This window comes from Serratia sp. G204Y, assembly GCF_051172435.1.
Classification (GTDB): Bacteria; Pseudomonadota; Gammaproteobacteria; order Enterobacterales; family Enterobacteriaceae; genus Serratia; species Serratia sarumanii.
In genome coordinates this window covers 57,376-81,401 of sequence record NZ_JBPIZA010000001.1, presented here as the reverse complement: position 1 = coordinate 81,401, position 24,026 = coordinate 57,376, and the positions used below count along the sequence as shown (strand labels likewise).

Here is a 24,026-nt window from a genome sequence, read left to right as displayed (position 1 = left end):
CGATCGCAGATAACATAGTCCCGCGCTCATCGCCGCTCTATAGGCGCAATGCCGATTTACGCCTTTCAGACGCATCCTTCACAATCTCACCACAATCGTTCACCGGCAGTTAACAATAAATCGTTGATATCTTTGATGTAGATCACGTGCCACCCACGGCATTTCACGCGCTTTTCGGCGCAAAAACGGCAACTCACGCCGCATAACATGCATTTCATTCCTTCCGCCGTGCAACTCATTCCCGATCCGCCGCCCGCCGGGGGGGCCGGCCATATAATAAGCCCATACCGCGGGAACACAGCTTCACCCCGCAAATTTCAGCCAGCGGCTCACGCCCGGCAACGCACACACAGGAAGGAGACCGGCCATGAACACCAAACCGGCAAATCGCAGCTTAATCGTTCTCGGCACCATCATCTGTCAGATGGGCCTGGGCACCATCTACACCTGGAGCCTGTTCAACCAGCCGCTGGTCGACAAGTTCCACTGGGGACTGGCGGACGTCGCCACCACCTTCTCCATCACCAGCTTCTTCCTGGCCTTCGCCACGCTGTTCGCCGGCAAGCTGCAAGAGCGCTTCGGCATCCGCAACCTGACGCTGTGTTCCGGCATTCTGGTCGGCCTGGGCCTGATCGCCAGCGCCCACGTCAGCTCGCTTGACATGATCTACCTGCTGGCCGGCGTGGTGGTGGGCTTTGCGGTCGGTATCGCCTACATCTCCACTCTGTCCAACCTGATTAAGTGGTTCCCGGCCAATAAAGGCCTGATTTCCGGCATCTCCGTCGGCGCATTCGGCAGCGGCAGCCTGCTGTTCAAATACGTCAACGCCGCCCTGATCGCCGACGTCGGCGTTTCCGGCGCCTTCTTCTACTGGGGTGCCATCGTGATGGGTCTGATCGTCGTCGGTTCCCTGCTGCTGAAAGAGCCGGTGCTGGCGACCAACGCCGCGCAGCAAGGCGCCAACGGTCTGGGCAACGACTTCAGCGTGCGCCAGATGCTGGCCACCAAAGAAGCCTACCTGCTGTTCACCATCTTCTTCGCGGCCTGCATGAGCGGTCTGTACCTCATCGGCATCGTGAAAGACATGGGCGTTCAACTGGCCGGGATGGATTTGGCCACCGCCGCCAACACCGTGTCCGCCGTCGCCATCTTCAACACCGCCGGCCGCATCATCCTGGGTACGCTGTCCGATAAAGTGGGCCGCATGCGCGTCATCAGCTTCACCATGCTGGTTACCGTGCTGGCGATTGTCGCGCTGAGCTTCATGACCCTGAACCACACGCTGTTCTTCATCTGCGTCGGCGCGGTGGCCTTCTGCTTCGGCGGCAACATCACCGTATTCCCGGCGATTGTCGGCGACTTCTTCGGCCTGAAAAACCACAGCAAAAACTACGGCATCATCTACCAGGGCTTCGGCCTGGGCGCGCTGGCCGGTTCGTTCGTCGCCAAATACTTCGGCGGCTTCCACGCCACCTTCATGGTGATTGGCGTCCTGTCCGCCGCCTCCCTGCTGATTACGCTGTTCATCAAAGCGCCGAAAGCGGTGGAAGCGGAAACGGCAGAAACCGCCCAGACGGCGGAGTTGGCCAAAGCCTGATCCCCCACGAAAACGACAAGGGGCGCAACCTGCGGGTTGCGCCCCCTTTTTTTATTACTTCATCTCTGGGCTTACAGCTGCATGCCCAGCGTCTGGCGCAGATGCGCGCCGGCACCCAGCAGGCCCGGCTGGCCGTGCGTTATCATGAACACCGGGATGTCGCGCACATAGTCACGGAAACGCCCTTTGTCTTCGAAGGCGGCGCGGAAGCCCGAGGCCTTGAAGAATTCCATAAAGCGCGGCACGATGCCGCCGGCGATGTACACGCCGCCAAAGGTGCCCAGATTCAGCGCCAGGTTGCCGCCGAAGCGCCCCATGATCACGCAAAACAGCGACAGCGCGCGGCGGCAATCGATACAGCTGTCTGCCAGCGCCCGCTCGGTGATGTCCTTCGGCTCCCATTTTTCCGGCAGGCGGTTGTCCGCCTTGACGATGGCGCGATACAGATTGACCAGACCCGGCCCGGATAGCACGCGCTCGGCGGAAACGTGCCCCACTTCACCGCGCAGCACCTCCAGAATGATGTCCTCTTCTTCGCTGTTCGGCGCGAAATCGACATGGCCGCCCTCGCCCGGCAGGCTGACCCAGCGGCGATCGACGTGCACCAGGTGGGCGACGCCCAGCCCTGTGCCGGCGCCGTACACCGCGATCGGTTTGCCCGGCTGCGCATCGCCGCCGCCAAACTGCAGCACGTCATCCGGCGAAAGCATCGGGATCGCCATCGAGACGGCGGTGAAATCGTTGATCACTTCCAGGTGGCTCAGCCCCAGGCTGGCCTTCATTTCTTTGATCGAGAACGCCCAGCTGTGGTTGGTCATCGCCACCCAGTCTTCGGTCACCGGGCAGGCGATCGCGATACAGGCGTCCTGCACCTCGATATCGCACGCTTTCAGGTATTGGCGGATCACCGCCTCCAGGCTGTCGAACTCCAGGCCGGAATAGGTTTTCGCCTGGGTAATTTCACCCGTCGCAACAGTGCACAACGCCAGGCGGGCATTGGTGCCGCCAACATCACCCACGAGGGCATAGGTCATTGATTTCGTCTCCGCAAAATGAAAAATAAAAAGCTGCCCACACTGTAAAATCCTGCTGCGAAAACAACAATCACCCGCCCCGGATCTGCACCCCAATAGCGATCCGGATCACAAAAAACGTTTCAGCTTGCCCGCGACGCCGCGCCTTGAAACAAATTGCGGCAAAAAACGCCCCCAGACGACTGTTAACCGTCATCGCCGCCGGGCAATATCAATGCGTGCCTGCGCGCCGATAGTCTGGCAAGCTGTGGCCACAGCCCAACCACCCGCTCTCCCTGCCCTGTAGGGAGGCATCGACAAGGGATTACCCATGCTGCATCCGCGCGCCAATGCCATGTTGGCCTTTGCTTTGCCTGCGCTGATTATCGGTTCCGCTTCCAGTCTGGTGCTGCTGCTGGTGATGAAAGTCGCCGCCGCGCTGCAGCAATTACTGTGGGTGACGCTGCCCGATGCGCTGAGCCTGGATGCCCAGTCGCCCTGGTGGCCGGTCGCGATGCTGACGCTGACCGGCGTGGCGGTGGGCCTTATCGTGCGTTATATGCCGGGCCACGCCGGGCCGGACCCGGCGACGGAATCGCTGATCGGCATGCCGCTGCCGCTCTCCGCCCTGCCGGGGCTGGGGTTGGCGCTGATCGTCGGCCTGGCCGGCGGCGTCAGCCTGGGGCCGGAGAACCCGATCACCGCCATCAATATCGCGCTGGTAGCGGCCGCCGGTGCGCGCCTGCTGCCGAAGGTGCCGCGCATGGACTGGATCATCCTGGCGGCTGCGGGCACCATCGGCGCGATGTTCGGCACGCCGGTCGCCGCCGCGCTGATCTTCTCGCAAACCCTGGCGGGCAATAACGAAACGCCGCTGTGGGATCGCCTGTTCGCCCCGCTGGTGGCCGCCGCCGCCGGCGCGGTCACCACCCAGATGTTCTTCGTGCCCAATTTCGCCCTACAGCTCGACGCCTACGACGTGACGCGGCTGCCGGACATCTTCAGCGGCGCCATCGTGGCGCTGATCGCCATCGCGCTCGGCATGGTGGCGCTGTGGTGCTTCCCGCACGTTCACCGCCTGTTCCATTCGATGAAGAATCCGGTGTTGATGTTAGGGCTGGGGGGTTTTGTGCTGGGCCTGCTGGCGCTGGTGGGCGGAGAGATTACCCTGTTCAAAGGGCTGGATGAAATGAAGCGCCTCGCGCAAGACGACGGCTATTCGGTGCCGGCGCTGTTGGCCATTACCCTGACCAAGCTGGCGGCGCTGGTGATCGCCGCCGCCAGCGGCTTTCGCGGCGGGCGCATCTTCCCGGCGGTGTTCGTCGGCGTGGCGCTGGGGCTGATGCTGCACCAGCACGTTCCGGCGGTGCCGGCGGCGATCACCGTCTCCTGCGCCATCATGGGGCTGGTGCTGGTGGTGACGCGCGACGGCTGGCTCAGCCTGTTCATGGCGGTGGCGGTGGTGCCGGATCTGCACCTGCTGCCGGTCTTGTGCATCGTGATGCTGCCCGCCTGGCTGGCGCTGGCGGGCAAACCGCTGATGCTGGTGAACCGCCGGCAACCGCCGCACGACGATTAGGCCAGCGCGAACGCCGCGGCGGCGCGGGCGTGGATCGCGGTGGTGTCGAACACCGGCACCGAGGCATCCTGCTCGCTCACCAACAACCCTATCTCGGTGCAGCCGAAAATAATCCCCTGCGCGCCCTGCTGCTCCAGATCGCTGATGATCCGGCGATACTCGTCGCGCGAGGCGTCGCGAATTTTACCGAGGCACAGTTCGTCATAGATGATGCGGTGTACGATGTCGCGATCGGCGCTGACCGGCGTCACCACCTCAATGCCGTGCAATTCCTGCAGGCGGCCACGGTAGAAGGTCTGCTCCATGGTAAAGCGCGTGCCCAGCAGCCCGACGCGGCGAATGTTTTTTTCCCGCACCTGCAGCGCCGTGGCGTCGGCGATGTGGATCAGCGGCAGGCCGCTGGCCTGCTCGACCGCCTCCGCCACCTTGTGCATGGTGTTGGTGCAGATCACGATGGCTTCGGCGCCGGCGGCGCGCAACGCCACCGCGGCGGCGGCCAGCAATCGGCCGGCGCCGTCCCAATCGCCCTGGTGCTGCAAGCGCTCGATCTCCTGAAAATCGACGCTGTAGAGCACGATTTTGGCCGAATGCAGCCCGCCGAGGCGCGCCTTTACCTGCTCGTTGATGGTGCGGTAATACGGAATGGTGGATTCCCAGCTCATGCCACCCAGCAAGCCCAACACTTTCATTTTTCTTTCCTCAGCCTGTTGCGACAATCCTCTGACCTTACCGAGAATCGCCGGGCTGACGACGCCTTATTCAGCGCCGGAATTGATCGGCTGGCGCGCTTCGAACCAGCGCTGGCGCAGCGTGTCGTACAGCCAGTTATAGGCCATGGTGTACGGCAGGAAGAACAGGAAGAAACCGATCTCCAGCATAAAGGCCTGCAATACGGAAATATTCAGCATCCAGGCGGCGATCGGCACGCCGATCAGGATAAAACCGGCTTCAAAGCCGACGGCGTGCAGCACACGCACCTTCAGGTTGCGGACGACCCGGCTGACCGGCCACAGACGGTCGAACACCGTGTTGTAAACCATATTCCAGACCATGGCGATGGTCGCCAAGGCCACCGCCAATGCGCCGATTTGCACCATCGAACGATTAAGCAGCCATGCCCCCAGCGGAGAAACGATCATCACGGCAATCACCTCGAAACCAACGGCGTGGACGATACGTTCAATGAGAGACTTGTTTTGCAGTTGCATACATCACCTTTTTTCCGACAGTTGTTGCGAAAGTCAGGTGATTATCATCGCTTTTTTGGGTAGATTGAAAATAGATACCATCGATAAAGTAGATAGTTTATGCACTATTCCCCGGAAGCGCTGCACGCGTTTGTCGAAGCCGCCGCCCTCGGCTCGTTTTCCGCCGCCGCGCGCAAGCTGCGCAAAAGCCAATCCACCATCAGCACCGCCATCGCCAATCTGGAGGCCGACCTGGCATTGACGCTGTTCGATCGCAGCGCGCGCCAGCCGGTGCTCACCGCCGCCGGCCGCAAAGTGCTGGGGCATGTGCAGGCGATCCTCGCCGCCAGCGAGCGGCTCGACGCCCTGAGCATTCAACTGGCGGGCGAGGTCGAACCGCGCCTGAGCATGGTGTTCTCCGATACCTATCAACCCAAGCATCACGATCAATTGATGCAACAATTCGAACGGCGTTACCCGGAGATTGAGCTGGAGTGGATGATCGCCGAAGATGGCGACGTTATCGATCTGCTGCAAAGCGGCCGCGCGCATTTGGGCATGGTGGAAGTGCAAAAAAGCTACCCGCCGGATATCGCCTTCTCTCGTTTGCCGGAACAAACCGACATGGGGCTGTTTGTCGCCCACCAGCATCCGCTGGCGCAGGCCGCCGCGCCGACGCCGGAGCAGTTGTCCAGCACCCGACAGCTGATCCTGAACACCTACACCGGCGCCGAAGCGGCCAGACAAGGCGGCCTGGTTTGGTCGGCGCCCAGCTATCTGCTGCTGCTGGAGATGGCGGAACAGGGGTTCGGCTGGGCGGTATTGCCGCACTGGCTGGTGCAACAATACGGCCACAATATGCTGACCGAGCTGCGGCCGCGCGGCTGGCCGAAAATGATCTCGGTGGATGCGGTATGGTCAAAACTGACCCCGCCGGGCCCGGCGGGGTTCTGGGTGCTGAAGCGCCTGCTGGGCGATTCCCTGCCTTAAGCGGCGGCGTTGCGCGCCTGGATGGCGCGCGAAACGGTGTCGAGCAGCTCGGGAATGTCCATCTTCGGCAGCATCACTTCAATGAAGGCCAGCCGATCGCCGTCGGCTACCTCGCGCAGCGCCTGGCGCAAGCCGTCCGAATCGCTGACCCGCAGCGCCTTCACCGGCCGCTCGCCGGCCAGCGCAGGCGGCAACTGCGTCCAGTTCCAGCGCGCGATGTCGTTATAACGTTGCTCCGGCCCGTGAATGGCGCGCTCGACGGTATATCCCTGATTATTCAGCACGAAGATCACCGGTTTAAGCCCGTCGCGCAACATCGAACCCAGCTCCTGCACGGTCAGCTGCGCGGCGCCGTCGCCAATCAGCAGCACTGCCCGGCGCTGCGGTTCGGCGGTCTGCACGCCGAACGTCGCCGGCAGGGTATAGCCGATCGAGCCCCAGAGCGACTGCACGATCAACCGGCAGCCGCGCGGCAACGTCAGCGCCGCCGCACCAAAACAGGCGGTGCCCTGATCGGCCAGCACGATATCCCCGGGCCGCAGGAAATCCTGCATCTGCCGCCAGAAGGCGTGCTGATCCAGCCCTTCCCCATCGCCTTCCGGCAGCGCCGGGCGGACGATCGGCGGCAACGGCCAACGCGACGCCAGCGACAGGCTCAGGCGATGTAGCGCCCGCACCGCGTCGCGCATCGGAATGCGGCTAAAGCGCTGCCGCCCGACCCAGGCTTCGAACGGCTGAATGTCGATGCATTTTTCCACCGGCAGATGATGCGTGAAACCGGCGGTAATGGTGTCGGTCAAACGCACGCCGACGTTGATCACCACATCGGCGTTTTCGATAAGCTGTTTCACCGCCGGATCGCTGGCACCGCCGCAGTAGGTACCGACAAAACCGGCGCGGTTCTCATCCAGCACGCCTTTGCCGAGCAGCAGCGTAGCGTGCGGAATGTCGACCTCCTGCAGCCACTCGTCCAGCGCTGCTTCGGCACCGAAGCGATCGGCCAGGAAGTCCGCCAGCAGCGATACCCGCCGCGCCGACAGCAGCTTTTCGCGCGCCGCGGCGATAAACGCCTGCAATGCGCTGCGCGACAGTTTGGCCTGGCGCAGCATCAGCGGCGCCGGTTTACTCGGCAGCGGCGCCTGTGCGACGTCGCTGGGCAACATCAGGTAAACCGGGCGATGTTCCAGCAAGGCGACGCCGATCAGGCGGTCGATCTCCTCTGCGGCGTTGTCGGCGGTCAGGTCGGCCTGCGCGACGGTCACCTCTTTGGCTATGCGGGCGAAGTGGGTGAAGTCGCCATCCCCCAGCGAATGGTGCAGCAAATCACCGGCGCGCTGAGCGCGCTGCGCCGGCGTGCCGACCACGTGGATCACCGGCAGGTACTCGGCGTAGCTGCCGGCCACCCCGTTCAACGCGCTCAGCTCGCCGACGCCAAAGGTGGTGAGCAGCGCGGCCGCCGGTTTGCAGCGCGCATAGCCGTCGGCGGCGTAGGCGGCGTTCAGTTCGTTGGCGCAGCCTACCCAGGTGATTTGCGGATGGGCGAGGACGTGATCGAGGAATTGCAGGTTGTAATCCCCCGGCACGCCGAAGAAATGACGGATGCCGATTTGGGCCAGACGATCGAGCAGATAATCGGCCACCGTATAGGTCTGAGTCATGATCATCACCTGTCTGCAGCTGGAGCGATTACCTTTAAGTATCGAAGATGCTGTTCAAATTTCGAACAGGGATTCCTGCGTCGATCGGCAACCTGGCGTTACATGCCGGCGCTGTGATCGCTCCCCCGGCAGCGCGTTGTGAAAACGTATACACTCAAAGCACTTCACCTCTCGCCGACAAGGATAACTATGTCCTACCCAGCCTCCCCCTCACGTTATCAAGACATGGAATACCGGCGCTGCGGCCGCAGCGGGCTGAAGCTGCCCGCCGTCTCGCTCGGACTGTGGCACAATTTCGGCGACGCCACGCTGTACGACAACGCCCGCGGCCTGATCCGCTGCGCCTTCGATCGCGGCATTACCCATTTCGATCTGGCCAATAACTACGGCCCGCCGCCCGGCGCCGCCGAGGAGAACTTTGGCCGCATACTCAACGCCGATCTGCGGGCCTGGCGCGATGAGCTGATCGTTTCGTCCAAAGCCGGTTACACCATGTGGCCCGGCCCCTACGGTGATTGGGGCTCGAAAAAGTACCTGGTCGCCAGCCTCGATCAGAGCCTGAAGCGCATGGGGCTGGAGTATGTGGATATCTTTTATCATCATCGGCCGGATCCGGAGACGCCGCTGGAAGAAACCATGGCGGCGCTGGATTTGTTGGTGCGCCAGGGCAAAGCGCTGTATGTCGGCCTGTCCAACTACCCGGCCGAGCGTGCGCGGCAGGCATTCGACATTCTACAGCGGCTCGGCACGCCGTGCGTGATCCACCAGCCGAAGTATTCGATGTTGGAACGCGGGCCGGAGACGGCGCTGCTGGATACGCTGGCGGAACATGGCGTCGGCTCGATCGCCTTCTCGCCGCTGGCGGGCGGCCTGCTGACCGACCGCTACCTGCACGGCGTTCCGCAAGATTCCCGCGCCGCCAGCGGCAGCCGCTTCCTGCAACCGGAGCAGTTGACCGCCGAGCGGCTGGACAAGGTGCGCCGCCTCGATGCGCTGGCGCGGCAACGCGGGCAGAAGCTGTCGCAAATGGCGCTGGCCTGGGTGCTGCGCGGCGATCGCGTTACCTCGGTGCTGATCGGCGCCAGCAAGAATGCGCAGATAGAAGACGCGGTGGGCATGCTGGCCAATCGCCACTTCAGTGAAGAAGAACTCGCGCAGATCGAGAAAATCTTATTGTAATCGCTTACAAATTCCGCCGCTCAATCGAGCGGCGATACCCCAGAAAAATCTCAAATCTTGGCCTTCGTCGCCGTTTTCAGAGTGGCTCTCAGATTCAACCCTATGCGCCGGCGCTATGATGCCGATATTGCAGCAAAAATAACGATAAGGCCGCTTTTTTAAACTGATGAACGCGCTTCATAAAGTGACAAACGGCCAGGCCGCGCAAGCGGAAAGGAGAAGTCATGTTTAAACCTCTGCTCTTGGCCGCCATCTTGGCGGCGACGGTACTGCCCGCCGCACAGCAGGCGCACGCCGAAGGGATCAGCATCGATCTGATGCCGGGCGTTTCACTGCGCATCGGCGATCGGGACAATCGCGGCCGTTACTGGGACGGTTACGACTGGCGCGATCGCGACTGGTGGCAAGGCCATCAGGGGCGCTATCTCGGCGACCGCAGCCGCCGCGGTTACTACTGGGACGGCTATCGCTGGCGCGACCGCGACTACTGGCGCAAACACTATTACTATCATGAAGGACGCTATCGTAAATACGACAGGCATTACGATAAGCACCACTGGAAGAAAGAGAAAAAGCACCACCACGATCATGACCGCGATCGTTGGCGCCGCCACGGCGATGACGACCGCGATTAACGACGACGGGCCGGCGCAATGCCGGCCCGCGCTATTTTCGCCTACAGTACGCTGCCGATCAGCAGGTAGCCGTTCAATCCCACCACCACCAGCACGATCAGCTTGCCCAGGTTTTGCACCACAGGGCCGTTGACCATCTCCCCCATCAGCGCCCGATTGCCGGTGAAAGCCAGCAGCGGCACCAGCGCCAGCGCAATGCCGAAGCTGAGCAGCACCTGGCTCAGCACCAGAATGCGCGTGGCGTCCATCCCCAGCATGATGACGATAAACGACGGCAGCATGGTCACCGCACGCCGCAGCCACAGCGGAATATGGAAATGCACGAACCCCTGCATCACCACCTGCCCCGCCAGCGTGCCCACCACGGTAGAGGAGAGGCCGGCGGCCACCAGGCTCAGGCCGAACACGGTGGCGGCGGCTTGCCCGAGCAGCGGTTGCAGCGTCAGGTAGGCCACGTCGAGATCGGCGATGCCGCTGTGGCCGCTGAAATGAAACGCGGCGGCGGCGGTGGCCATCATCGCCAGGTTGACAAAACCGGCAATGGTCATGGCCACGGCGACGTCGACTTTGGTGGCGGCATAGCGCTCCGCCTTGTCGTGCTCGCCGCCGATTTGGGTAAGCGACGAATGCAGGTAGATCACGTGCGGCATGATGGTGGCGCCCAATACCCCGGCGGCCAGAAATACCGCATCGCCGTTGGGCAGATCGGGCAGCGCCATGCCCTTCAGCAGCGGCGCAAGCTGCGGCTGGGAGAACGCCAGCTCGACGATATAAGCGGCGGCGACGAACAGCAGCAGGCCGCCAATCACCAGCTCCAGCGGCTTTTGCCCGCGCTTTTGCAGCATCAAGATTAAAAAGGTGGCGATACCGGTCAGCACCGCGCCCTGCAGCAGGGAAACGCCGAGCAGCAGCTTGAAGCCGATCGCCGCGCCGATAAACTCGGCCAGATCGGTCGCCATGGCGATGATCTCCGCCTGCACCCAATAGGCCCACACCGCCGGCCGCGGAAAGCGATCGCGAATGTGCTCGGCCAGATTTTTCCCGGTGGCGATGCCCAGCTTGGCGGACAACAGCTGGATCAGCATCGCCATCACGTTGGCCCAAACTACCACCCACAGCAGGCTGTAGCCGAACGAGGCGCCGGCCTGGATGTTGGTGGCGAAGTTACCGGGGTCGATATAACCGATAGCGGCGATGAAGGCAGGTCCCATCAGCGAGAGTTTGATTTTTCTGGCGGAGCGACCGGAGGTGGTTTCAACCACGCGACTGTTCAGCATATGTTGAACCCTTACTGAAATTACGTTTATCTCCACTCTATATAAATGATAATAATTATCAAGCGCATTTAGAGCGGTAAAACTTATCTCTGTAATAGCCAACATTAACGGTTTTATCGAAGGGTTCAGCGCGGAGCTTGCCGATTTCCGTGCTTTTCTGATGGGATTTTGGCTGCAATACCCCTGAAAGACAGGTTAGCACAAGAATACGAATTTCCTATTGCCGATTTAACGTCTTGATTTTTTATGCTTTTGCGCAACACTTTAGGAGAACTCCCGCTATGATTTTCCATATTTGCAATAGAAGTCTCGTTTTTAAACGTAGCGTTACATAAAATGACAGCCGAAATTCAGCCTGCCTCAAATTTGGAGCAAACATGTCCCATATTGCGCACTTTGCGTTGGCGATAGTGGTGGTGGCGATCCTGGCCCTGTTGGTGTGCCGCGATCGCAAAAGCATCCGCATTCGCTATGTTATTCAATTACTGGTTATCGAAGTACTGCTGGCCTACTTTTTCCTGCATTCGGAAGCGGGTTTGGGCTTCGTAAAAGGATTTGCCGCGCTGTTTGACAAACTGCTCGGGTTTGCGGGACAAGGGACTGATTTCGTGTTCGGCGGCATGGGCGACAAAGGCCTGGCGTTCTTCTTCCTGAAGGTGCTGTGCCCGATCGTCTTCATTTCGGCGCTGATCGGTATTCTGCAGTACATCAAGGTGCTGCCGTTCATCATCCGCATTATCGGTACCGTGCTGTCGAAAGTGAACGGCATGGGCAAGCTGGAGTCATTCAACGCCGTCAGTTCGCTGATCCTCGGCCAATCCGAAAACTTCATCGCCTACAAGGATATCCTGGGCAAGATGTCGGAAAAGCGCATGTACACCATGGCGGCGACCGCGATGTCTACGGTGTCCATGTCCATCGTCGGCGCCTACATGACCATGCTGGACGCCAAGTTCGTGGTGGCGGCGCTGGTATTGAACATGTTCAGCACCTTTATCGTGCTGTCGCTGGTCAACCCGTACGACACTAATAAAGAAGAAGAGCTGCACCTCGGCAACCTGCACGAAGGCCAGAGCTTCTTCGAAATGCTGGGTGAATATATCCTGGCCGGCTTCAAAGTAGCGATTATCGTTGCCGCGATGCTGATCGGCTTCATCGCCCTGATCGCCGCGCTCAACGGTGTGTTCAGCGCCATCTTCGGCCTGAGCTTCCAGGAAATCCTCGGCTACTTCTTCTATCCGTTCGCCTGGATCATGGGCATTCCTAAGCACGAAGCCCTGCAGGTTGGCAGCATCATGGCCACCAAGCTGGTTTCCAACGAGTTCGTGGCAATGATGGAGCTGCAGAAAGTGTCTGCCGAACTGTCACCGCGCAGCCTGGGGATCCTGTCGGTGTTCCTGGTGTCCTTCGCCAACTTCTCTTCCATCGGTATCGTGGCTGGTGCGATCAAGGGCCTGAACGAACATCAGGGCAACGTGGTGTCGCGCTTTGGCCTGAAGCTGGTGTACGGCTCTACGCTGGTCAGCATCCTGTCCGCTTCGATCGCAGGCCTGGTGCTGGGCTAAGCCTCGAACTCACTGCGATAACAAGGCGCCTGCGGGCGCCTTTTTTGTTATTTGCCGCGCCTCTCACCTGTGCGCTGGGAAGAAATAAATCTCAGCGCCTGTTGGCATGGCAAGTCATAAAGTCTTACTTGCAGTTTGTATAAAAAGAAAACACGCTAAAAACGAATACCTTAGTTTTTAGGGCGTACTTTCCACTATATCGGTAACATTGAACGCACGTTATTGTGATGGAGAATGTTCACTAGCGGCTAATGATAAGATGCATCCTTACTCTGAACCGACTTTAAAAAAAAGTTAGCTGCTCGAATCCGTTAAAAACGCTGTGATTTCCTCAGAAATAATTGGCGACGCATTATAGTAAGAATCAACACTTTCCACGACCACGATCTTCTTGTTATCTTCACTTGCAGTCCAACATGGAACCACCGCCAAAGTCCCTTCCACATAGGAAAAGGAAGAGATAATGGTAAACAACGAATCCGAAATGATATCTAACTTTCGGCGATCGATGTAGGCACCGATATCTAAGCTTCGCGTCAAAAACTCCGCAGACTGAGGGACATGAATATCTCCTCCTACTCTGACGATCTTGCCATCAACAGAAGGGACAATCCACAGATTGAACTCCCTTTCTGTAATCATCATAGGCGAAAGCAGATTTCCCACAGAGTGGGAAAGATAATAATCTCTAAATACCCGATTAACGGCAGGACACACCTCGGAAGGTGAATCTATCTCATTGATATTATAGCCATTTGTAAACTTTATTACCGTGTCGTACATGCGTTTATTTTCATCAAAAAAAATCACGCCACTCTCGATACTGTTTAAGCCCCCAATATTTTTGTTTCTAAAGACATTGACACAGGTAAAGAAAGCTAGCTCATCCTGAAAGTATGAAAAAATTTCTGCCGTATTTAGCAAAATGGAATCATAACTCACAAAAACAGATTTGTTTTTACAGTTAAGGAAAGAGGGAAAATTGATGGATTCATCATCTCCGCCGTTTTTCACTTCATAGGGTAGATCATGCTGTTCATAGAGTCTCGCGAGGTGAGGTATTTCAGATCTTTCGACGATGCGAACCATCTTTTCTTTTCTGCCGAACTCACCGCTGGAGGAAAGAATGAACTTTTCCCACATCCATTGCGACTGAGTACATAAACGGCTGAGGCGTTGGTTATTTTCATGAATGCGTCGCCACAGACAATGATTTCCAAATGAAGTTTTGAAGTCGTCATAATCTCTGTCATCAAGGAAGAAATCGACGGAAATTCCTTTTCTGGCGCAAGCCAGTGCTGTCATCGCCGCAGTTACCCCACCGCCACCCACAATTGCGATATTTTTATTTTTTTTCATGGATAACCTCATCCAGCCGTAATGAAATAATGACAATAGTTTCTTCAAGAAAACAGCACCAATGTCAATAGATACCAACAACCAACATTAATTAGCACATTAACTATTTCGCGATTAATCAGAGGATAAAACTATTAACATCGCTAAAATTTGATATAAACCCACACCACTACAGCATAAAAAACTATTTATATAGAATTATATACCAAAAACACAGACATAGCCGCACTTAACGACTGACAATTTTTTTTTCATGTAGACTGAATTTCATTAACAAACAGCACACGAAATGCGCGGCACAGCCAGCACAAAACACCATTTAAAAAACTAAAATCAGTTTTTTAAAGAAATCTAACATGGAAATAATGGTATCAATCACCAGAAAAGGGGGGTATTTAACATCTATTTACACATGATGACGCAAGAATAGAAAACGTATAATTTACATACAGTTATAACACAAGGATATTTATATGAATAAGTACATGCTGAACTCATTGCTGCTTGTCGGTGTTCCTTTGGCGATGACCACCATTACCAAGGCTGCCGCGGCGGACGGCACCATTAATTTCACCGGCAATGTCACCGATCAAACCTGCACCGTAGTCGCCGGTAGCGCCAACCAAACCATTCCGATGGGCAACATCAGCGCCAAAGCATTTAAAAGTGCTGGCGATACCGCCCTGCCGACAAAGTTCAGTATTGCTTTAACCAGCTGCCCTGAAACGGTGACAAAAGCGTCGGTAAAATTCGACGGGACATATGCACAAGGCAACTCGACATTGTTGTCACTCAATTCAGAAAGCGGTGTGGCAACGGGTCTTGGCGTAGCCCTCTATGAGGCTGATGGCACCACGCAAATTCCTATGGCTTCGTTTTCTAATGCGCAGAGCGTGCAGAAAGACATCAACAACGTCTTTACCTATGTCGCCAAATATATGGCGACATCGGATAAGGTCACAGTCGGGCCGGCTAATGCCACGACACAATTTAGCATTTCATATAACTGATAAAAATAGCCTGTCAGGTCAGCAAATATAGCTGGCCTGACGACAAAAAACATCAAGGACGCCATAATAATGAAGCTAAGTAAATATTCTTTGCTGGCAATACTCTTTTTTTCATGCGGCGCATCGGCAAGCGTGACGCTAGCCGGTACACGTATCGTTTATGAAGAAGATAAAAAAGAGGCAAACATTTCCGTCACCAACCAGGATCACAATAGCCCGGTGCTTATTCAAACTTGGGTAGAAAGTTTCTCGCCTGAAGATAAAAAAGAGGCTCCATTTGTTGTCACTCCGCCATTATTTAGACTGGAACCAGAACAGGATAATATTATCAGAGTCATTTATTCTGGAGGAAATCTGCCACAACATAAGGAATCGATATATTGGCTGAGCGTAAGATCAATACCCTCAACCAAGAAATCAAAAGAAAACAAGTTGCTCATTACCGTACAAAATAAAATAAAGCTATTTTATCGCCCTAAAACCCTATCAAGAGATGAAGCCATAGATGCCTACAAAAAAATTCATTTCTCATTGAAAGGAAAGACCTTAGAGGCAAAAAATCCGTCACCGTTTTACGTCTCCTTTTACTCAGTAAGCATTGATGGAAAAGAGGTAAAGGAGGTCGATATGATCGCGCCACAAAGCACGAAAAAATGGCTATTGCCACAGGAAACTCATGGTAAAGAAATAAAATGGCAAGCCATCAATGACTATGGGGGAGTGACCCGTGCGATAAGCGCACCATTATAGTATTTGCCAGGGGATGCGAAAATGACGATGAATAACAAGGCCACCAATAAAACATCGGTGCTGTTTTTTTGTGTTCTATCTTCACCTGCGGTTTTAGCTGAAGACTACTTTGAACCCTCAGCACTGAACAGAGATTACCAGACCATAACTGACTTATCCCACTTTAATAATTCGCGCAGTCAATTGCCTGGTGAGTATTGGGTTGATATCTATTTGAACAATGTGTTTTTCGCTAATAAAAAAGTGTCTTTCTATTATGTGGATGGTACTTTGCAGCCCCGAATCTATCGCAGCGCTCTGGTTAACCTCGGTGTTCGCATGGACAAACTGGAAATAAACAATGACACCGACCTTGCCTCAACGCCTATCAGCAAGATTATTCCCGGCAGTCAGGCCAAGTTTGATTTTAATCGACAACGATTGGATTTAAATATCCCGCAGGCTTATATCGAAAATCTTCCTAGAGACTGGGTTAACCCCGCACTTTGGGATGATGGCATTCGCGCATTTTTAATGGATTACAATTTTAGTGGTACCGAGTCATGGAAAACGAAAAATAAAAAAGATAATGGAAATCAATATTTAAACTTGCACAGTGGTTTTAACTATGATGCCTGGCGCTTCAGAAACTACTCTACCTATTCAAACCAAAGCAGTACTAAATGGAAAGGTATCAACACCTATGCCGAGCGCAGCTTTCGGGACAGCAAAAACACGCTGACCATTGGCGATAGTTCAACATCGGGCGACGTTTTTGACAGTTTTCAATTTCGCGGTCTGAAATTAGCAAGCGATCCCAGCATGTGGCCCGACAGCCAGAGAGGGTTTGCCCCAACGGTTAGAGGTATAGCGCAAAGCAATGCTGAGGTCACTATAAAACAAAATGGCTATATCATTTATCAAACACATGTACCAGCGGGGAATTTTGAAATAACGGATATCTACCCCACCACCTCCAGCGGTGGGCTGCATGTGATCATCAAAGAAACCGATGGCTCAGAAAGGAGTTTCTTCCAGCCTTTTTCCTCTGTCCCCATCATGCTCAGGGAGAACATGAAAAGAAATGAATTCACAATGGGGGAATATCGCTCTGCGCGAAGCGCTAACCAAAAGTATAAGTTTCTACAGGCATCGACGATTTATGGCATTAAAGATGATAAAACACTCTATGGTGGCGCCATTATTTCTGAAAAGCACCAGGGAATTTCTGCCGGCATTGGCAGCAGCCTGGGACATTTCGGCTCCGTCTCTGCCGATGTCACTCACACCAAAAGCCGATTAACCACAGGGCAGGATCGTAAAGGACAACAATACCGTATCCAGTACGCAAAAAATATTGAAAAAACGGGTACCAACTTTACGCTGGCCGGCTATCAATACTCGACGTCTGGCTACTTAAGTTTCTCGCAGCTCAGTGATATTAATGCCAACATTGAAAGAAACTGGCTGGCGCGCGGCGTGAAAAGAAGCCGGCTGGTTCTCAATATTAATCAGCCTATCCGGGATTTCGGCAGTCTATACATCAATGGTTACCAAGAAAACTATTGGCACAACGGTGCCGTTGAACGAAATTTTCTCATGGGATTTTCCACGAACCAATCTGGAGTGAGTTACAATATTGGATTGGGCTACAACAGCGGCCGCTATACGGACAAACCCGACAAGATCGCCACGCTTAACGTTCAGATTCCGCTAAGCAAAGGGCAATCAAACAACTGGATGAACTATACCTCGAGCAAGAGCAGCAAAGGCAAACTCAATCAGCAATTAGGACTAAGCGGCACCGCACTGGAAAATAACCAGCTCAGTTATAACGTCTCTGCAGCTCAAAGCGGTACCCGTGACGGCTATTCTGGCAACAGTTCGGCTTATTATCGCAGTAGATATGGTGAAATAGGCGCCGGATACAGCTTTGATAAAGATGTGCAGCGAATAAACTACAGTTTGCGAGGCGGCGCCGTGGTTCATCGCAACGGCATTACATTATCCCAATCGCTGGGTGACACAATCGCTTTAGTCGAGGTGCCAAATGCAGGCAACGTTGAAATCATCAACAGTACCGGTGTCACCACAGATTGGCGAGGCTATGCCGTGGTGCCTTATATCAACAGTTATCATAAGAATAGAATTAACTTAAATCCGCAGTCCTTTGATGATTCAGTAGAAATAGAGAACAACAGCCAAACCGTTATCCCGACGAAAGGCGCCATTGTTGTCGCCAACTTTGCATCTCACATAGGAAACCGAATTATTTTCAAAGTACATCATCGTGGGACGGAGATTCCTTTCGGCGCAGTTGCCACATTGCGCAGCGACCCAGGGAAATCAGGTATCGTCGGCAACAATAACGCTGTCTATATGAGCGGCATGCCAGACGCTGGAACAATAACATTGCGTTGGGGAGCGGGAGGAAGCTGCCAAGGAAATTACAGCATAGAGCCTAACGATTCTGCCTCAAGAGTTAAGCAGATTAGCTTGCAATGTGAATAAATAAACAGGCCATATCACCATCAATGGTCATATTAAATTTTAAAACATGATTATCAGTAATAAGCAGATGGGTAAATCATGTGCAAGAGAAAAACCGCCAAAGGACATCAGCATGACTATATCAAGGCTATTAACAGCCACACATATCGCCAAAGCGGTCAGCATTCTGGCGCTATTATTTTCCTTTTCAGCCAAGGCAGACGGTGATTGCCGCGCAATATGGCACCACCCGCTACGGATCGTACAATCCAGCATTACCGTCCCGGCCAGCGCCAAAATAGGCGATCTTATCGGCCAGGGAGAATCTAACTTCTCAGTAAAACTGTTGGAAAATAACACAGGATTCTCCTTGGGTGAACGAGGCGATTTAGTGATGCAACCCTTTACCGAGATGAGTGCGACAAACTTCTGGTACAATGGGATCAAAGTTTATCAAACCAGTTGGCCGGGCGTTGGCATGGCCATGTCGCTCAATAACAAACCGGGCCTTATCGAGTTTTATGGTCCCCGCGAGACGCCTATCGGTTACATTCTAAACGCTAACTTTAAATATTATCTGATAAAGATCGGTGATATACAGCCAGGCACCATACCCTCGTTCGCGCCTTTCTTTTTCAACTATGCCTGTTTAAGAGCCTCAAATGCCAGGAGATTGGGCCACATTTATTATCCTACCGTCAATATTGCCGTAGAGGGCTGCCGTCTGAACACGCCGTCTAAACAGGTTTTTTTAGATAAAATTAATCGCCGAGCATTTTCCGGGCCAGGCAGCGTAGCGGGAAAAACGCCCTTCAGCATCGCTCTGGAGTGCAATGCCAACACAAAAATTGATTTGGAAATACGCGGGGAAATGGCTAATGGCCATCGACAGGTCTTAGCGATTACGCCATCGAAAGAGGCTGCCACCGGCGTCGGCCTACAGATTCTGAGCAACGGCGTTCCCTTTGAACTGGGTTCCGCAGCCAACGTATTAAGCGAGACATTGGTAGGGATAAATGAAATCCCACTCAGCGTACAATATTACCAAACGGAAGAAAAAATCAGGCCGGGCGAAGTCAATGCAGTGGCTCAATTCACCGTGTCATATCGCTAGTTTTATTCTTGTTCTAACACGCCGGCGCAAGACCCGGCTGGAATACTGGCATTCCCTCTCGATGAGATCGGGAGGCCTATTTCCGCACAAAAGCAAGAGGCCTATGGTCATAGAGATGGTTAAAAGCAAAAAGCCGACCCTGAGGTCGGCTTTTTAAATGGTGGTGGAGCTAGACGGGATCGAACCGTCGACCTCTTGCATGCCATGCAAGCGCTCTCCCAGCTGAGCTATAGCCCCACAAAAGTGGTACGCTTTGACCGGCGTTACGGTATTCCCCAACCTCTCTGAGAAGAAGGTTGGTGGAGCTAGACGGGATCGAACCGTCGACCTCTTGCATGCCATGCAAGCGCTCTCCCAGCTGAGCTATAGCCCCGTTCCACAATCACTTTGTGCTGTGAACGGGGCGCATAATATGAAACCCGCTCTAAGCTGTCAACGGCTAAATTGAATTACTGAATCAAGCGTTGAAAAAGCCGCCAAATCAGCGCGTTTGCTACGAAATATTGCTCGTTTCGGGCAAAAATGCAGCGCCTGCGCCAACTCTACTTAACCAGGTACATGCCTTCGCTGGCCGGGCGGCTGAGCTTGAAGCCAAACTTTTCATACAGCGACGGCACGTCGGCCATCAGGGTGATATAAGCACCCTGCGGTGCGGCCCGTTCCAGATAGCCCATAATATGGCTCATGATCTGGCGCCCCAATCCTTTCCCCTGGTGTTCGGGATCGACCGCCACATCAACAATCTCGAAATTCAGCCCGCCATCCCCCACCACACGCCCCATGCCGACCACCAGCCCCGACAACGTGATTTGCACGCCGTACAGGCTGTTGGGCAACGCACGTTCGGCGCCCGCACGCGGCCGCGCCGACAGGCCGGCAACCTGCCGCAGCCGCATAAAATCGTCCACCGGCGCCACTTGCTGTTTCACGCTATACAAGATGCCTCCTTAATATTTATCACCGTTTGCTTTCGCCCATTGAGTGTAGGCGGAAAAAAAGCCCCGGGATCGCTCCACGGGGCTTTTCTTTAAGGCGTATCAGCGAATCAAGCTTGCGCTTCGCGCTCGGCGATGTAAGCCAGCGCCATGTCGATGCGCTGCAGCGAACGCTTCTGGCCGATAGCATGCACGGTCACGTCCATGCCCGGCGACTGACCGGCGCCGGTCACCGCAACGCGCAGCGGCATGCCGACTTTACCCATGCCGACACCCAGCTCATCCGCAGTGCCCTGAATGGCGTCGTGCACGTTTTCCGGCGTCCAGACGGTGATGGCGGCCAGCTTGGCGCGCACCGCCTCCAGCGGCTGACGCGCCACCGGGCGCAGGTGCTTCTTGGCCGCGTCTGCATCGAACTCGCTGAAGTCTTCATAGAAGTAGCGGCAGGACTCCGCCATTTCTTTCAGCGTTTTGCAACGCTCGCCCAGCAGCTTGACGATGTCTTTCAGTTCCGGGCCGTTGCGGGTTTCAAGGCCCAGTTGCTCAACGTGCCACGCCAGATGCACCGCCACTTCTTCCGCCGGCATATGGTTGATGTAGTGGTGGTTCAGCCACTGCAGCTTCTCGGTGTTGAACGCGCTGGCGGATTTGTTGATCGCTTCCAGCGTGAAGAACTCTTTCATCTCATCGATGGAGAAGATCTCCTGATCGCCATGGGACCAGCCCAGACGCACCAGGTAGTTCAGCAGCGCCTGGGGCAGATAGCCGTCGTCGCGGTACTGCATAACGCCCACGGCGCCGTGACGCTTGGACAGCTTTTTACCGTCGTCGCCGAGGATCATCGACACGTGTGCGTATTCCGGCACCGGCGCGCCCAGCGCTTTGAGAATGTTGATCTGGCGCGGGGTGTTGTTGATATGGTCTTCGCCGCGGATCACGTGGGTGATCTCCATGTCCCAGTCATCGACGACGACGCAGAAGTTATAGGTTGGCGAACCATCGGTACGGCGGATGATCAGATCGTCCAGCTCCTGGTTGCTGAATTCGATCGGGCCGCGAATTTTGTCGTCGAAGATCACCGAGCCTTCCTGCGGGTTGCGGAAGCGCACCACGTGCGGCTCGTCGTCGGTGTGGCTGCACTGGCTGTCGCGGCAGTGGCCGTCGTAGCGCGGCTTCTCGCCGTTTTCCATCTGCTTCTCGCGCAGCGCTTCCAGACGTTCCTTGGAGCAATAGCATTTATAGGCAGTGCCCTGCTCCAGCATCTCGTCGATGACCGCGTTGTAACGATCGAAACGCTTGGTCTGGAAATACGGGCCTTCATCCCAATCTAGGTTCAACCAGTTCATGCCATCCATAATTGCGTCGATCGCGTCCTGGGTGGAGCGTTCCAGATCGGTATCTTCGATACGCAGAACGAACTCACCGCCCGCATGGCGGCTGAACAACCAGGAATAAAGTGCGGTACGCGCGCCGCCGACGTGAAGATAGCCGGTCGGGCTCGGTGCAAAACGGGTTTTGATTTTCATTGGGTTCACTGCCTTATTACGCAACGCGTGTCGGCGGTTGCCGACGATTGCTCGGAATTGAAAAAAGAGTGGACGACATTGTATCACCACGCGCTAATTCCTCAACGCCGACACGATATTGCGCCGGTCGATTTCGCGCGTTTTGCGGTGAGTTTCGCATAGCGTTGCGCAAAGAATCGGCGCCGTTGGCGATAATTATCGCGCCCTGCCTAAATTTGCGGCGAACGATTGAAATCATTTTAAAAACCGTTGACTCACTTTGAACTATCCCTATAATGCGACTCCAACAAGACGGGGCGATTAGCTCAGTTGGTAGAGCATCTCCTTTACACGGAGGGGGTCGGCGGTTCGAGCCCGTCATCGCCCACCATCTTGTTGAGAAAAATGAGAACGAATGAGGGTGATTAGCTCAGTTGGTAGAGCATCTCCTTTACACGGAGGGGGTCGGCGGTTCGAGCCCGTCATCACCCACCATCATTCTCTCGTTTAGCAGTACCTGGAAGTCCTGAAGTGGGTGATTAGCTCAGTTGGTAGAGCATCTCCTTTACACGGAGGGGGTCGGCGGTTCGAGCCCGTCATCACCCACCACTTCTGCGGGTCGTTAGCTCAGTTGGTAGAGCAGTTGACTTTTAATCAATTGGTCGCAGGTTCGAATCCTGCACGACCCACCAATTCAGAAAAAAGCGCCTTTGGGCGCTTTTTTCGTTTCTGCGCCCCCCCAACTCTGACTTTATCTTCTTGCAGGCATAGTTTACCGAGTCGTGAAGGATGAAGAACCGTAGAGGTTCGAGCATCGCGCAGCGATACGACAACGCGCAGCGTTGCCCGCAGGGTGAGGCCAAAGGCCGAATCAATCCTGCACGACCCACCAATTCAGAGAAAAGCGCCTTTTGGCGCTTTTTTCGTTTCTGCCGCACTCACCTCCACTTTCTCCTTATTCTCACTATTCACCACGCGCTGAGATACGAATGGTTATCATTTTGCCGGCTTGGATGGTAAATTAGCGGGCATCCACCACGCAGCCAATCCGCCGCCGGATTGATAAGCCTTAGTTCAAGGAAAGAAAGAGCCCGCTCATGACCCTATCCTTACGCCAGCTGTTCATTGCATTTATCGCCACTTCCAGTCTGCTGCTCAGCGGCTGCGGCCCGGACGACCAGAGCGACGGGCAGAAACCGTCCGCCCCCGCTGCCGACAGCAGTTGGCCGCGCACCATCGACAGCGCCAAAGGGAAATTCACGCTGGAAAAACCGCCGCAGCGCATCGTGTCCACCAGCGTCACCATTACCGGCACGCTGCTGGCTATCGACGCCCCGGTGGTCGCCAGCGCCGCCACCAGCCCAAATCCCCTGGTGGCCGATAAGCAAGGCTTCTTTACCCAGTGGAGCGAAGTGGCCAAACAGCGCCACGTCGAACGGCTGTACCAGGTGGAGCCCAATGCCGAAGCCGTCGCCGCCGCCGCACCGGATTTGATCGTCGTCGCCGCCACCGGCGGTGATTCGGCGTTGAAGCTGTATGACCAGCTGTCCGCCATTGCGCCGACGCTGGTGCTCGACTATGGCGACAAGAGCTGGCAGCAGCTGGCCAGCGAGCTCGGCGAGATCACCGGCCATGAAGCCGGCGCCAAACAGGCGGAGGATCGTTTCGAACAGCGCGTGGAGCAAGTGAAGCAGGCGATCGCGCTGCCGCCGCAGCCGACCACTCCGCTGGTGTATGCCGACAACGGCCGCGAGGCCATGCTGTGGACGCCGGGTTCCGCCCAGGGCAAGCTGCTGACGCAGCTCGGTTTCCAGCTGGCCACCCCGCCGGAAAGCGCCAAAGGCAACACCAGCATGGGTAAACGCCATGACATCATCCAGATCTCCGGCGAAAAAATGGCCGAGGGCCTGAACGGCAAAACGCTGATCCTGTTCGCCACCAACGAGCGCAAAGTGCAAGAGGTGCTGACCAACCCGTTCCTCAAACATCTGGAGCCGGTGGAACAGCGGCACGTTTATGCCGTCGGCAACGACACCTTCCGCCTCGATTACTACAGCGCCACCAACATGCTGAACCAAATCGAACGGCTGTTCAAAAAGCCCTGAACCACGCCGTCGGCGGGTCAGCCTCCTGCCGACGTTTGCCATAAACAGGGCAACCGTTCACATTCAATCAATTGAAATATCAATAGTTATTAACATCGT

Annotated in this window: 19 protein-coding genes, 6 tRNA genes and 1 other RNA gene; 16 read left to right on the top strand and 10 right to left on the bottom strand. The window is 55.6% G+C overall.

Annotation, left to right across the window (positions count from 1 at the left end; all coding sequences use genetic code 11):
• Positions 1 to 367: 367 nt before the first annotated feature.
• Positions 368 to 1,597, top strand: coding sequence for an L-lactate MFS transporter (locus tag ACSBQQ_RS00400; protein ID WP_033653703.1), 1,230 nt, complete (start codon positions 368 to 370; stop codon positions 1,595 to 1,597).
• Positions 1,598 to 1,668: 71 nt separating this feature from the next.
• Here ACSBQQ_RS00400 and glk read toward each other — a convergent pair whose 3' ends face one another.
• Complete coding sequence (gene glk / locus ACSBQQ_RS00395; RefSeq protein ID WP_033653702.1) at positions 1,669 to 2,631, bottom strand: glucokinase; 963 nt, start codon at positions 2,629 to 2,631, stop codon at positions 1,669 to 1,671.
• A 310-nt stretch (positions 2,632 to 2,941) separates the two neighbouring features.
• Between glk and ACSBQQ_RS00390 the strand changes: the two genes are divergently transcribed.
• Positions 2,942 to 4,189: an ion channel protein gene (locus tag ACSBQQ_RS00390; RefSeq protein ID WP_033648113.1), complete on the top strand. Its 1,248-nt coding sequence runs from the start codon at positions 2,942 to 2,944 to the stop codon at positions 4,187 to 4,189.
• On the opposite strand, the gene ACSBQQ_RS00385 is transcribed toward ACSBQQ_RS00390, so the two are convergent.
• Positions 4,186 to 4,878, bottom strand: coding sequence for an aspartate/glutamate racemase family protein (locus tag ACSBQQ_RS00385; RefSeq protein ID WP_033653701.1), 693 nt, complete (start codon positions 4,876 to 4,878; stop codon positions 4,186 to 4,188). The two genes, ACSBQQ_RS00390 and ACSBQQ_RS00385, sit on opposite strands and share 4 nt — an antisense overlap.
• 66 nt (positions 4,879 to 4,944) lie before the next feature.
• On the bottom strand, positions 4,945 to 5,397 hold the full coding sequence (locus tag ACSBQQ_RS00380; RefSeq protein WP_033635424.1) for a multidrug/biocide efflux PACE transporter: 453 nt from the start codon (positions 5,395 to 5,397) through the stop codon (positions 4,945 to 4,947).
• A gap of 99 nt (positions 5,398 to 5,496) precedes the next feature.
• On the opposite strand from ACSBQQ_RS00380, the gene ACSBQQ_RS00375 reads away from it, so the two are divergent.
• The gene (locus ACSBQQ_RS00375) at positions 5,497 to 6,366 is read left to right on the top strand and encodes a LysR family transcriptional regulator (protein WP_033648115.1); all 870 of its coding nucleotides are present in this window, start codon (positions 5,497 to 5,499) and stop codon (positions 6,364 to 6,366) included.
• On the opposite strand, the gene ACSBQQ_RS00370 is transcribed toward ACSBQQ_RS00375, so the two are convergent.
• Positions 6,363 to 8,024 carry an alpha-keto acid decarboxylase family protein gene (locus ACSBQQ_RS00370; protein ID WP_060388114.1) on the bottom strand — a complete coding sequence of 554 codons (1,662 nt, stop codon included), beginning with the start codon at positions 8,022 to 8,024 and terminating at the stop codon, positions 6,363 to 6,365. The two genes, ACSBQQ_RS00375 and ACSBQQ_RS00370, sit on opposite strands and share 4 nt — an antisense overlap.
• A 189-nt stretch (positions 8,025 to 8,213) precedes the next feature.
• Between ACSBQQ_RS00370 and mgrA the strand changes: the two genes are divergently transcribed.
• The gene (gene mgrA, locus ACSBQQ_RS00365) at positions 8,214 to 9,203 is read left to right on the top strand and encodes an L-glyceraldehyde 3-phosphate reductase (protein ID WP_060388090.1); all 990 of its coding nucleotides are present in this window, start codon (positions 8,214 to 8,216) and stop codon (positions 9,201 to 9,203) included.
• A gap of 224 nt (positions 9,204 to 9,427) precedes the next feature.
• Entirely contained in the window at positions 9,428 to 9,838 is a 411-nt protein-coding gene (locus ACSBQQ_RS00360) for a DUF2502 domain-containing protein (protein WP_049195598.1), read from the top strand.
• A gap of 41 nt (positions 9,839 to 9,879) precedes the next feature.
• On the opposite strand, the gene ACSBQQ_RS00355 is transcribed toward ACSBQQ_RS00360, so the two are convergent.
• On the bottom strand, positions 9,880 to 11,115 hold the full coding sequence (locus tag ACSBQQ_RS00355; protein WP_033635427.1) for an Nramp family divalent metal transporter: 1,236 nt from the start codon (positions 11,113 to 11,115) through the stop codon (positions 9,880 to 9,882).
• Positions 11,116 to 11,492: 377 nt separating this feature from the next.
• Here ACSBQQ_RS00355 and ACSBQQ_RS00350 point away from each other — a divergent pair, with 377 nt between their 5' ends.
• Positions 11,493 to 12,680: a NupC/NupG family nucleoside CNT transporter gene (locus ACSBQQ_RS00350; protein WP_004936373.1), complete on the top strand. Its 1,188-nt coding sequence runs from the start codon at positions 11,493 to 11,495 to the stop codon at positions 12,678 to 12,680.
• A gap of 294 nt (positions 12,681 to 12,974) precedes the next feature.
• Here the strand turns inward: ACSBQQ_RS00350 and ACSBQQ_RS00345 are convergent, their stop codons facing one another.
• A complete protein-coding gene (locus ACSBQQ_RS00345; RefSeq protein WP_033648117.1) occupies positions 12,975 to 14,039 on the bottom strand; it encodes an FAD-dependent oxidoreductase in 1,065 nt (354 codons plus the stop codon).
• A 473-nt stretch (positions 14,040 to 14,512) separates the two neighbouring features.
• On the opposite strand from ACSBQQ_RS00345, the gene ACSBQQ_RS00340 reads away from it, so the two are divergent.
• The 4 genes from ACSBQQ_RS00340 to ACSBQQ_RS00325 all read left to right on the top strand — a co-directional run bounded on the left by ACSBQQ_RS00340 (position 14,513) and on the right by ACSBQQ_RS00325 (position 19,382).
• Entirely contained in the window at positions 14,513 to 15,049 is a 537-nt protein-coding gene (locus ACSBQQ_RS00340; protein ID WP_033648118.1) for a fimbrial protein, read from the top strand.
• A gap of 69 nt (positions 15,050 to 15,118) precedes the next feature.
• The gene (locus ACSBQQ_RS00335; protein ID WP_071883831.1) at positions 15,119 to 15,799 is read left to right on the top strand and encodes a fimbrial biogenesis chaperone; all 681 of its coding nucleotides are present in this window, start codon (positions 15,119 to 15,121) and stop codon (positions 15,797 to 15,799) included.
• Positions 15,800 to 15,820: 21 nt separating this feature from the next.
• A complete protein-coding gene (locus tag ACSBQQ_RS00330) occupies positions 15,821 to 18,289 on the top strand; it encodes a fimbria/pilus outer membrane usher protein (RefSeq protein ID WP_050498677.1) in 2,469 nt (822 codons plus the stop codon).
• 46 nt (positions 18,290 to 18,335) lie between these two features.
• Complete coding sequence (locus ACSBQQ_RS00325; RefSeq protein ID WP_060426115.1) at positions 18,336 to 19,382, top strand: fimbrial protein; 1,047 nt, start codon at positions 18,336 to 18,338, stop codon at positions 19,380 to 19,382.
• Between the two features lie 161 nt (positions 19,383 to 19,543).
• Here the strand turns inward: ACSBQQ_RS00325 and ACSBQQ_RS00320 are convergent.
• The 4 genes from ACSBQQ_RS00320 to gltX form a co-directional block, all read right to left on the bottom strand.
• Positions 19,544 to 19,619 (bottom strand) — tRNA-Ala (locus tag ACSBQQ_RS00320).
• Positions 19,620 to 19,679: 60 nt separating this feature from the next.
• Positions 19,680 to 19,755 (bottom strand) — tRNA-Ala (locus ACSBQQ_RS00315).
• Positions 19,756 to 19,924: 169 nt separating this feature from the next.
• Positions 19,925 to 20,278 (bottom strand): GNAT family N-acetyltransferase, encoded by a 354-nt coding sequence (locus ACSBQQ_RS00310; RefSeq protein WP_197640977.1) that lies wholly within the window; start codon positions 20,276 to 20,278, stop codon positions 19,925 to 19,927.
• A 149-nt stretch (positions 20,279 to 20,427) separates the two neighbouring features.
• Positions 20,428 to 21,843 carry a glutamate--tRNA ligase gene (gene gltX, locus ACSBQQ_RS00305; protein ID WP_015378659.1) on the bottom strand — a complete coding sequence of 472 codons (1,416 nt, stop codon included), beginning with the start codon at positions 21,841 to 21,843 and terminating at the stop codon, positions 20,428 to 20,430.
• A gap of 294 nt (positions 21,844 to 22,137) precedes the next feature.
• On the opposite strand from gltX, the gene ACSBQQ_RS00300 reads away from it, so the two are divergent.
• The 6 genes from ACSBQQ_RS00300 (at position 22,138) to fepB (ending at position 23,927) form a co-directional block, all read left to right on the top strand.
• Positions 22,138 to 22,213, top strand: a tRNA-Val gene (locus tag ACSBQQ_RS00300).
• 28 nt (positions 22,214 to 22,241) lie between these two features.
• A tRNA-Val gene (locus ACSBQQ_RS00295) sits at positions 22,242 to 22,317 on the top strand.
• A gap of 38 nt (positions 22,318 to 22,355) precedes the next feature.
• Positions 22,356 to 22,431, top strand: a tRNA-Val gene (locus ACSBQQ_RS00290).
• Positions 22,432 to 22,438: 7 nt separating this feature from the next.
• Positions 22,439 to 22,514, top strand: a tRNA-Lys gene (locus ACSBQQ_RS00285).
• A gap of 76 nt (positions 22,515 to 22,590) precedes the next feature.
• Positions 22,591 to 22,714, top strand: a non-coding RNA gene (locus ACSBQQ_RS00280) — RtT sRNA.
• A 205-nt stretch (positions 22,715 to 22,919) separates the two neighbouring features.
• Positions 22,920 to 23,927 carry a Fe2+-enterobactin ABC transporter substrate-binding protein gene (gene fepB, locus ACSBQQ_RS00275; protein ID WP_047571087.1) on the top strand — a complete coding sequence of 336 codons (1,008 nt, stop codon included), beginning with the start codon at positions 22,920 to 22,922 and terminating at the stop codon, positions 23,925 to 23,927.
• Positions 23,928 to 24,026: the final 99 nt, after the last annotated feature.

Coding starts and splice junctions, on each gene's coding strand:
- ACSBQQ_RS00340 (WP_033648118.1), top strand. CDS start 14,513: ATGAATAAGTACATGCTGAACTCATTGCTGCTTGTCGGTGTTCCTTTG.
- ACSBQQ_RS00385 (WP_033653701.1), bottom strand. CDS start 4,878: ATGAAAGTGTTGGGCTTGCTGGGTGGCATGAGCTGGGAATCCACCATT.
- ACSBQQ_RS00330 (WP_050498677.1), top strand. CDS start 15,821: ATGACGATGAATAACAAGGCCACCAATAAAACATCGGTGCTGTTTTTT.
- fepB (WP_047571087.1), top strand. CDS start 22,920: ATGACCCTATCCTTACGCCAGCTGTTCATTGCATTTATCGCCACTTCC.
- ACSBQQ_RS00345 (WP_033648117.1), bottom strand. CDS start 14,039: ATGAAAAAAAATAAAAATATCGCAATTGTGGGTGGCGGTGGGGTAACT.
- ACSBQQ_RS00390 (WP_033648113.1), top strand. CDS start 2,942: ATGCTGCATCCGCGCGCCAATGCCATGTTGGCCTTTGCTTTGCCTGCG.
- glk (WP_033653702.1), bottom strand. CDS start 2,631: ATGACCTATGCCCTCGTGGGTGATGTTGGCGGCACCAATGCCCGCCTG.
- ACSBQQ_RS00350 (WP_004936373.1), top strand. CDS start 11,493: ATGTCCCATATTGCGCACTTTGCGTTGGCGATAGTGGTGGTGGCGATC.
- ACSBQQ_RS00360 (WP_049195598.1), top strand. CDS start 9,428: ATGTTTAAACCTCTGCTCTTGGCCGCCATCTTGGCGGCGACGGTACTG.
- gltX (WP_015378659.1), bottom strand. CDS start 21,843: ATGAAAATCAAAACCCGTTTTGCACCGAGCCCGACCGGCTATCTTCAC.
- ACSBQQ_RS00375 (WP_033648115.1), top strand. CDS start 5,497: ATGCACTATTCCCCGGAAGCGCTGCACGCGTTTGTCGAAGCCGCCGCC.
- ACSBQQ_RS00325 (WP_060426115.1), top strand. CDS start 18,336: ATGATTATCAGTAATAAGCAGATGGGTAAATCATGTGCAAGAGAAAAA.
- ACSBQQ_RS00335 (WP_071883831.1), top strand. CDS start 15,119: ATGAAGCTAAGTAAATATTCTTTGCTGGCAATACTCTTTTTTTCATGC.
- ACSBQQ_RS00380 (WP_033635424.1), bottom strand. CDS start 5,397: ATGCAACTGCAAAACAAGTCTCTCATTGAACGTATCGTCCACGCCGTT.
- mgrA (WP_060388090.1), top strand. CDS start 8,214: ATGTCCTACCCAGCCTCCCCCTCACGTTATCAAGACATGGAATACCGG.
- ACSBQQ_RS00310 (WP_197640977.1), bottom strand. CDS start 20,278: ATGCGGCTGCGGCAGGTTGCCGGCCTGTCGGCGCGGCCGCGTGCGGGC.
- ACSBQQ_RS00400 (WP_033653703.1), top strand. CDS start 368: ATGAACACCAAACCGGCAAATCGCAGCTTAATCGTTCTCGGCACCATC.
- ACSBQQ_RS00370 (WP_060388114.1), bottom strand. CDS start 8,024: ATGACTCAGACCTATACGGTGGCCGATTATCTGCTCGATCGTCTGGCC.
- ACSBQQ_RS00355 (WP_033635427.1), bottom strand. CDS start 11,115: ATGCTGAACAGTCGCGTGGTTGAAACCACCTCCGGTCGCTCCGCCAGA.